Genomic DNA, 6,311 nt, shown 5'->3' with positions numbered 1-6,311 from the left:
CGCGTTCGCCGACCTCACCCTGTGGGTGCCGTTGCCGGGCGGCGCGTGGTGGTGCGTGGCCCAGGTGCGGCCGCTGACGGCCCCGACGAGCCGGCCGGAGGATCTGGTGCGTCCTCGAGGTCGGCGGCGATCGCTGCCGCGCGGGTGGCGAGCAGGATCGCGTCGCTGGCCACGAAGCGGGCGAGCGCCGCCTCCGCAGCGTTCAGCCAGGCACGCGCAGCGCGCGGCCGGTCACCGATCGCCTCCGCGTGCCGCGCGACCGCCTCCGGGTCGGCCGACAGGAGGTCGGCGGCCCGGGCATGCCAGGCCTGCAGGGTCGGGGACGGCGTCGCGACCAGCAGCGCCTCCCGGACGACGTCGTGCGCGAATTCGTATTGCCTTCCCCGCGCCACGAGAAGCCGGGCCTTGAACGCGCGCTCGAACGCCGGCAGCGCCGCGGCGGCGCCGATGCCCGCCAGCTCACCAGCGACCAGCGGGTCGAACGCCGCACCCAGCACCGCCGCGGCGCGCATCAGCCGCCCCGTCTCCTCGCCGGTTCCGGCCACCCGGTCGACCACCGCCGTCTGCAGCGACGTGGGCAGGCCGCCGTCCCCGCGGGCCAGCGCGCGCAGCACCTCGACGACGAACAGCGGGTGGCCGCCGGTGCGGCGCATGACGTCGGCGGCGCGGCTCTCGTGCCCGGCGCGCCCGGCGAGGAGCGCGACCGCGTCCACCGGCAGCGGACCGAGCGGCACCGTCGTCCCGACCGCTCGCAGCGGCTCCACGACGTCGTCGCCCTCGCCCGTGCGGACGGCGGCCGCGAGGAGCACCTGCGCACTGCCGAGGTGGCGGGCCAGGTAGTGGAGGAGCTCGATCGTGGACCGGCCGGCGCGTTGCAGGTCGTCGACGGCGACCAGCACCGGGCCGCCCCGGGCCAGGCGACGCAGGAACCCCGTGACCGCCGCGAAGCTCTGCGACCGCTCGACGGCGGGCGTCGGCGCGGGCGGGACCGGAACCGCGTCGGTGAACGGGGCGAGCTCCGGCACGAGCCGGCCGAGCGTGCCGTCGCCGGTGGCGGCCGCCCGGATGCGGGCGGCCGGCAGGGTCTCGGCGGCGGACGCCAGCGCATCGACGAGGGGCTGCGCGAACACCGAGCGCTCACCCTCGAACGCTCGCCCGGACAGCACCACGCCTCCGGACCGGCGTGCCGTCTCGGCCAGCTCCTCCAGCAGGCGGCTCTTGCCGATGCCGGGTTCCCCGGTCAGCAGGACGAGTCCGGCGCGGTGCCCGCAGGCTCCCTCCCACTCCGCGCGGAGCAGGCCGAGTTCGGCGTCGCGCCCGGCGAGCCGTAGCCGGTCGGCCGGCGGCGGCACGGCGGACACCACCGGCGCCTCGCCGTGGAGGGCGGCGTCGTACAGCGTCCGGGTCGCCGGTGCGGGGTCGGTGCCCAGTTCGTCGGCGAGCGCCCGGCGCAGCCGCTCGTAGGTGCGCAGCGCCTCGGCCGGCAGGTCTCGGGCGAGCAGGGCGCGCATCAGCAGGCGGACGGCCTCCTCGTCCAGGGGGTCGTCGGCCAGCGCGCGCCCGGCGGCGTCCTCGGCTCCCGCGGGCTCACCGGTCTCCAGCGCCGTCCGGGCGAGCAGGTGATGGGCGCGGCGCCGGAGCACCGTCACCTCCGAGCGGACGGGTGCCATCCACTCGTCGTCCGGCTCGGGCGATCCTTCGGCCGCTCCCAGCAGTTCCAGCGCCGCCCCCGCGCCCACTCCGGCGGGCGCCGGGGCGGCCCGTTCGGCGTCCGCGAGCAGCTGCCGGGCGCGGTCGACGTCGACCTCCACGGCACCGAGCCGGTAGCCCTCCCGGCCGCCGACGACGGCGTTGGGGCCGAGCACCCGCCGGAGTCGGCTGACCAGCGAGGCGACGACCGCATCGGGGTCCGACGGGCTCTCCCGCGGCCAGAGGACCGCAGCGATCTCGGCACCGGGAAGGACGTCGCCCCGCCGGGCGGCGAGCAGCCGGAGCAGGGTCCGCCCCTTGCGGCTGCCGAGCTCCGCACCGGCCAGCGGCGTCCCGCCCCGGTCGACGCGCAACGGGCCGGCGAGGTGGACGAGCACCCACGGCGCCCCGGACACGGGGCCATGGTGCCCCTCGGCCGGCCGCGCGCACAGGCTTCGCGCCCCGATCGGTTCAGCCGTGGGCCTGCGCCGCGGCGGCTTCCTCCGGGTTCGTGGGCATCGACGTCTCGGCGGGCGGCGGCGGGTTGCGGCGGATCGAGATCGACAGCACCGCGGCCAGCAGGCAGAGCGCACCGGCGCCGAACCAGGCCAGGTCGTAGGAGCCGGTGACGTCGCGGATCACGCCGCCACCGAACGCCGCGACCGCCGACCCCAGCTGGTGGGAGGCGAACACCCAGCCGAACACGACCGGGGCGCGGGCGCCGAAGTGCTCGCGGCACAGCGCCAGCGTCGGCGGGACGGTCGCCACCCAGTCCAGGCCGTAGAACACGATGAACGCGATCATGCTGGCCTGCAGGTCCGGGCCGAACAGCGTCGGCAGCGCGAACAGCGACAGCCCGCGGAGCCCGTAGTACGCCAGCAGCAGCACCCGCGGGTCGGCCCGGTCGGTGAGCCAGCCGGAGAAGATCGTGCCCGCGATGTCGAAGAGCCCGACGACGGCCAGCAGCCCGGCGGCGGTCGTCACCGGCATGCCGTGGTCGTGCGCGGCCGGGATGAAGTGCGGCTGCACCAGCCCGTTGGTCGACATGCCGCAGATGAAGAAGCCGCCGGCGAGCAGCCAGAAGACCCGCTTCTTCGCCCCCTCGACCAGGCCGCGGACGGCGCTGCGGGCTGCCCCGGTGCGCACGGGGTCGACGTCGTCGTCCGCGGTGCCGCCGTAGGGGGTGACCCCGAGGTCGCGCGGCCGGTCGCGCAGCAGCCAGAAGACGAGCGGGAGGACGGCGAGCGCGGCGGCCGTGGTGCCGAGCGACGCCGCGCGCCAGCCCCAGACCGAGTCCACCCAGGCGACCAGCGGCAGGAAGATCAGCTGCCCCGCCGCGCCACCGGCGGTGAGGATGCCCGACACCAGACCGCGGCGGGCGACGAACCAGCGGCCGGTCACCGTCGCCACCAGCGACAGCGCCATCGAGCCGGTGCCGAGCCCGACCAGCACCCCCCACAACAGGATGAGCTGCCAGCTCGTGGTCATGAAGACGGTGAGCCCGCTGCCCAGCGCGACCACCAGCAGCGCGCACATGACCACCCGGCGGATGCCGAAGCGCTCCATCAGCGCCGCGGCGAACGGCGCGGTCAGCCCGTAGAGCGCCATGTTGACCGCGACCGCGGCCGAGATCGTCGAGACCGACCAGCCGAACTCGTCGCGCAACGGGTCGATGAGCACCCCGGGGACCGCACGGAACGCCGCGGCTCCCACCAGGGCCAGGAACGTCACCGCGGCGACCCACCAGGCGGGGTGGATGCGGTACGTGCGGAGCGGGGCAGTCACGCCGGACAGCATGGCGGACCACCAGCAGCGCCAGCGAGTGGCCCGACAGCCAACATGTGCAAGGATCCGGCCATGGCATCCACGGCACCGACGCGGCACGAGGTCGCCGTCCTCGCCCTGCCCCGGACGATGGCCTACGAGGTGGGTCTCCCGCACCAGTTCCTCGGCAGTGCCAGGGATTCCGACGGTCGCCCGCTCTACCGCGTGCGGGTCGCCAGCCTCGACGGCGGCCCGGTGCGGACCTCCGCCGGCTACTCCCTGCTCCCCGAGCACGACGCCGCGATCCTGGAGACGGCGCAGACGGTCGTGCTCCCCGGCATCTACGGCACCTCGGCGATGACCGACGGCACCGTGCCCGACGAGCTGGCCGACCTCCTGCGTCGCGTCTCGGCAACGGCTCGCCTGGTCTCCATCTGCACCGGCGCCTTCGTCCTGGCCGCGGCCGGGCTCCTCGACGGCCGTCCCGCCACCACGCACTGGGTGCACAGCGGCGCCTTCGCGCGCCTGTTCCCCCAGGTCCGCCTGGACGCCGACGTCCTGTTCGTCGACGACGGCGACGTGCTCACCTCCGCCGGGAACGCCGCCGGCATCGACCTGCTGCTCCACCTCATCCGCCGCGACCACGGCGCCGAGGTGGCCAGCCGGGTCGCCCGGCGCAGCGTCGTCGCCCCGTGGCGCGACGGCGGCCAGTCGCAGTTCATCGAGCGGCCGGTGCCCGAACCCGGCGACACCGGGACGGCGGCGACGCGGGCGTGGGCGCTCGAGCGGCTGGAGAGCCCCCTCACGCTGGCCGACCTCGCTGCGCACGCCCGGATGAGCGTGCGGACCTTCACCCGCCGCTTCCGGGAGGAGACGGGGACGTCGGCTGCTTCCTGGCTGGTGCAGCAGCGCGTCTCCCTCGCCCGGCACCTCCTGGAGACCACCGACACGCCCGTCGAGCGGGTCGCCTCCGACGCCGGATTCGGCACCCCGGCGTCCCTGCGGCAGCACCTGCACGCCGCGATCGGCGTGGCCCCCCTCACCTACCGGCGTACCTACCGCGGCAGCGCGGTTCACCCGATGTGACCGGCGACTCCTCAGCGGATCGAACAAGTTCCGGTCGATTCTGGTTGAGTACTACATACCGGCGCCGCCCTCGCTCATCCGGAGCGGCAGGAATCGACGTCGGGCTGAGGCTGCGCCACCGAGGTGCGCCCGGCTGTCCGACGTCTCGCTGACGACGTGAGCCCGCCCTGCCCCCTGTGCAGGCGCGCCTGCGCTCGCGCTCGCCGAGGTGGACGACGGCACCTGAACGCCAGAGGAACCGATGACTTCACCCAGCAACTCCCCGACGACCTCCAACGGGACCGGGGACAACCGTCCCCGCCGTTCCCGTGGCGGCCGCGGTCGCGGCGGCCGTCCGGCCGGCGACCAGTCGAACCAGCACCAGCCGAACCAGCACCACACCCCGGCCCGCACGCCTGCGGCCCCGTCCGCCGTCCCGGCACCGGTCGTCGTCCCCGTCGGGGCCAGCAACCAGAACCCAGCCACCGTGCTGCCGACCGACACCACCTTCGAGGCCCTCGGCGTCCCGGCGCCGTTGGTCGAGGTGCTCACTGCCAGCGGCATCGCCTCGCCGTTCCCGATCCAGGTCGCGACGCTGCCCGACAGCCTCGCCGGCCGCGACGTGCTCGGCCGCGGCCGCACGGGCTCCGGCAAGACCCTCGCCTTCAGCCTTCCGCTCGTCGCCCGGCTGGCGGCGTCTCTCAGCAAGCGCCAGGCCAAGCGGCCGCGCTCGCTGATCCTTGTGCCGACCCGTGAGCTGGCCAACCAGGTCGCGGCCGTCGTCGACCCGCTGGCCCGCGCCCTCGGCATGAAGACGACGACGATCTTCGGCGGTGTCGGCCAGAACCCGCAGGTGCAGGCCCTGGCCGGCGGTCTGGACGTCGTCATCGCGTGTCCCGGCCGGCTCGAGGACCTCATCCAGCAGGGCCACTGCGACCTCGGCGGGATCGAGATCACCATCCTCGACGAGGCCGACCACATGGCCGACCTCGGCTTCCTGCCGGGCGTCAAGCGGATCATGGACCGCACGCCCAAGGTCGGTCAGCGGATGCTGTTCTCGGCCACGCTGGACAACGGCGTCGACGTGCTGATCAAGCGCTACCTGAGCAACCCGACCACGCACTCGGTCGACCCGGCCGTCGCGCCGGTCTCGACCATGACCCACCACGTCTTCCGCGTCGACGCCGCCGACAAGGCGAAGATCGTGCAGGAGCTGGCCTCGGGGCTGGGCCGCGTCGTGCTGTTCACCCGCACCAAGCACCAGGCGAAGAAGCTGGCCAAGCAGCTCACCGCCGCCGGTGTGCCGGCCGTCGACCTGCACGGCAACCTCAGCCAGAACGCCCGCGAGCGCAACCTCGAGGCGTTCAGCAGCGGGGAGACCCGCGTCCTCTGCGCCACCGACATCGCCGCGCGCGGCATCCACGTCGACGACGTCGCCATCGTCGTCCACGTCGACCCGCCGGCCGAGCACAAGGCCTACCTGCACCGCTCGGGCCGTACCGCCCGCGCGGGGGCCGAGGGCGCCGTCGTCACCATCGCCACGCCCGACCAGGCCGGCGAGGTGCGGATGCTCGCGCGGCAGGCCGGCATCAACCCCGAGGTGTCGGCGATCAAGCCCGGCGCCCGCGAGATCACCGCGCTGATCGGTCCGGCCGCCCCCTACGTCGAGCCGGCCCCGGTCGCCGAGCCGCAGCCCCAGGGCAACGGCGGCGGACGTCGTCGCGGCGGCGGCGGCGGTTCGGGCCGCGGCTCGTCCGGCGGCGCAGCATCCTCGGGTGGGCGCAGCAGCTCGG

The 6,311-nt window shown here is 75.2% G+C and carries 4 protein-coding genes and 1 pseudogene; 3 read left to right on the top strand and 2 right to left on the bottom strand.

The genetic code is table 11. The features are described from left to right. The first annotated feature begins 25 nt into the window (after window positions 1–25). Complete coding sequence (locus tag E4P38_RS23670) at window positions 26–409, top strand: hypothetical protein (protein ID WP_348633802.1); 384 nt, start codon at window positions 26–28, stop codon at window positions 407–409. A 400-nt stretch (window positions 410–809) separates the two neighbouring features. Here E4P38_RS23670 and E4P38_RS23665 read toward each other — a convergent pair. Both E4P38_RS23665 and E4P38_RS22585 read right to left on the bottom strand, forming a co-directional pair. Next, window positions 810–1,811 (bottom strand): annotated as a pseudogene (locus tag E4P38_RS23665) (AAA family ATPase); the annotation flags it as partial. A gap of 349 nt (window positions 1,812–2,160) precedes the next feature. Further along, window positions 2,161–3,474 carry an MFS transporter gene (locus tag E4P38_RS22585; protein WP_245161247.1) on the bottom strand — a complete coding sequence of 438 codons (1,314 nt, stop codon included), beginning with the start codon at window positions 3,472–3,474 and terminating at the stop codon, window positions 2,161–2,163. A gap of 72 nt (window positions 3,475–3,546) precedes the next feature. Here E4P38_RS22585 and E4P38_RS22580 point away from each other — a divergent pair, with 72 nt between their 5' ends. Together E4P38_RS22580 and E4P38_RS22575 are read left to right on the top strand one after the other, a co-directional pair. Further along, on the top strand, window positions 3,547–4,539 hold the full coding sequence (locus tag E4P38_RS22580) for a helix-turn-helix domain-containing protein (RefSeq protein WP_245161246.1): 993 nt from the start codon (window positions 3,547–3,549) through the stop codon (window positions 4,537–4,539). Window positions 4,540–4,780: 241 nt separating this feature from the next. Next, window positions 4,781–6,311: DEAD/DEAH box helicase (locus tag E4P38_RS22575; RefSeq protein ID WP_245161245.1), on the top strand; the 1,531-nt coding region annotated here is incomplete at its 3' end.

The organism is Blastococcus sp. CT_GayMR16, from assembly GCF_004570875.1.
In the GTDB taxonomy this organism is placed as follows: Bacteria; Actinomycetota; Actinomycetes; order Mycobacteriales; family Geodermatophilaceae; genus Blastococcus_B.
This window is presented reverse-complemented; position numbering and strand designations above follow the sequence as displayed.

Coding starts and splice junctions, on each gene's coding strand:
- E4P38_RS22580 (WP_245161246.1), top strand. CDS start 3,547: ATGGCATCCACGGCACCGACGCGGCACGAGGTCGCCGTCCTCGCCCTG.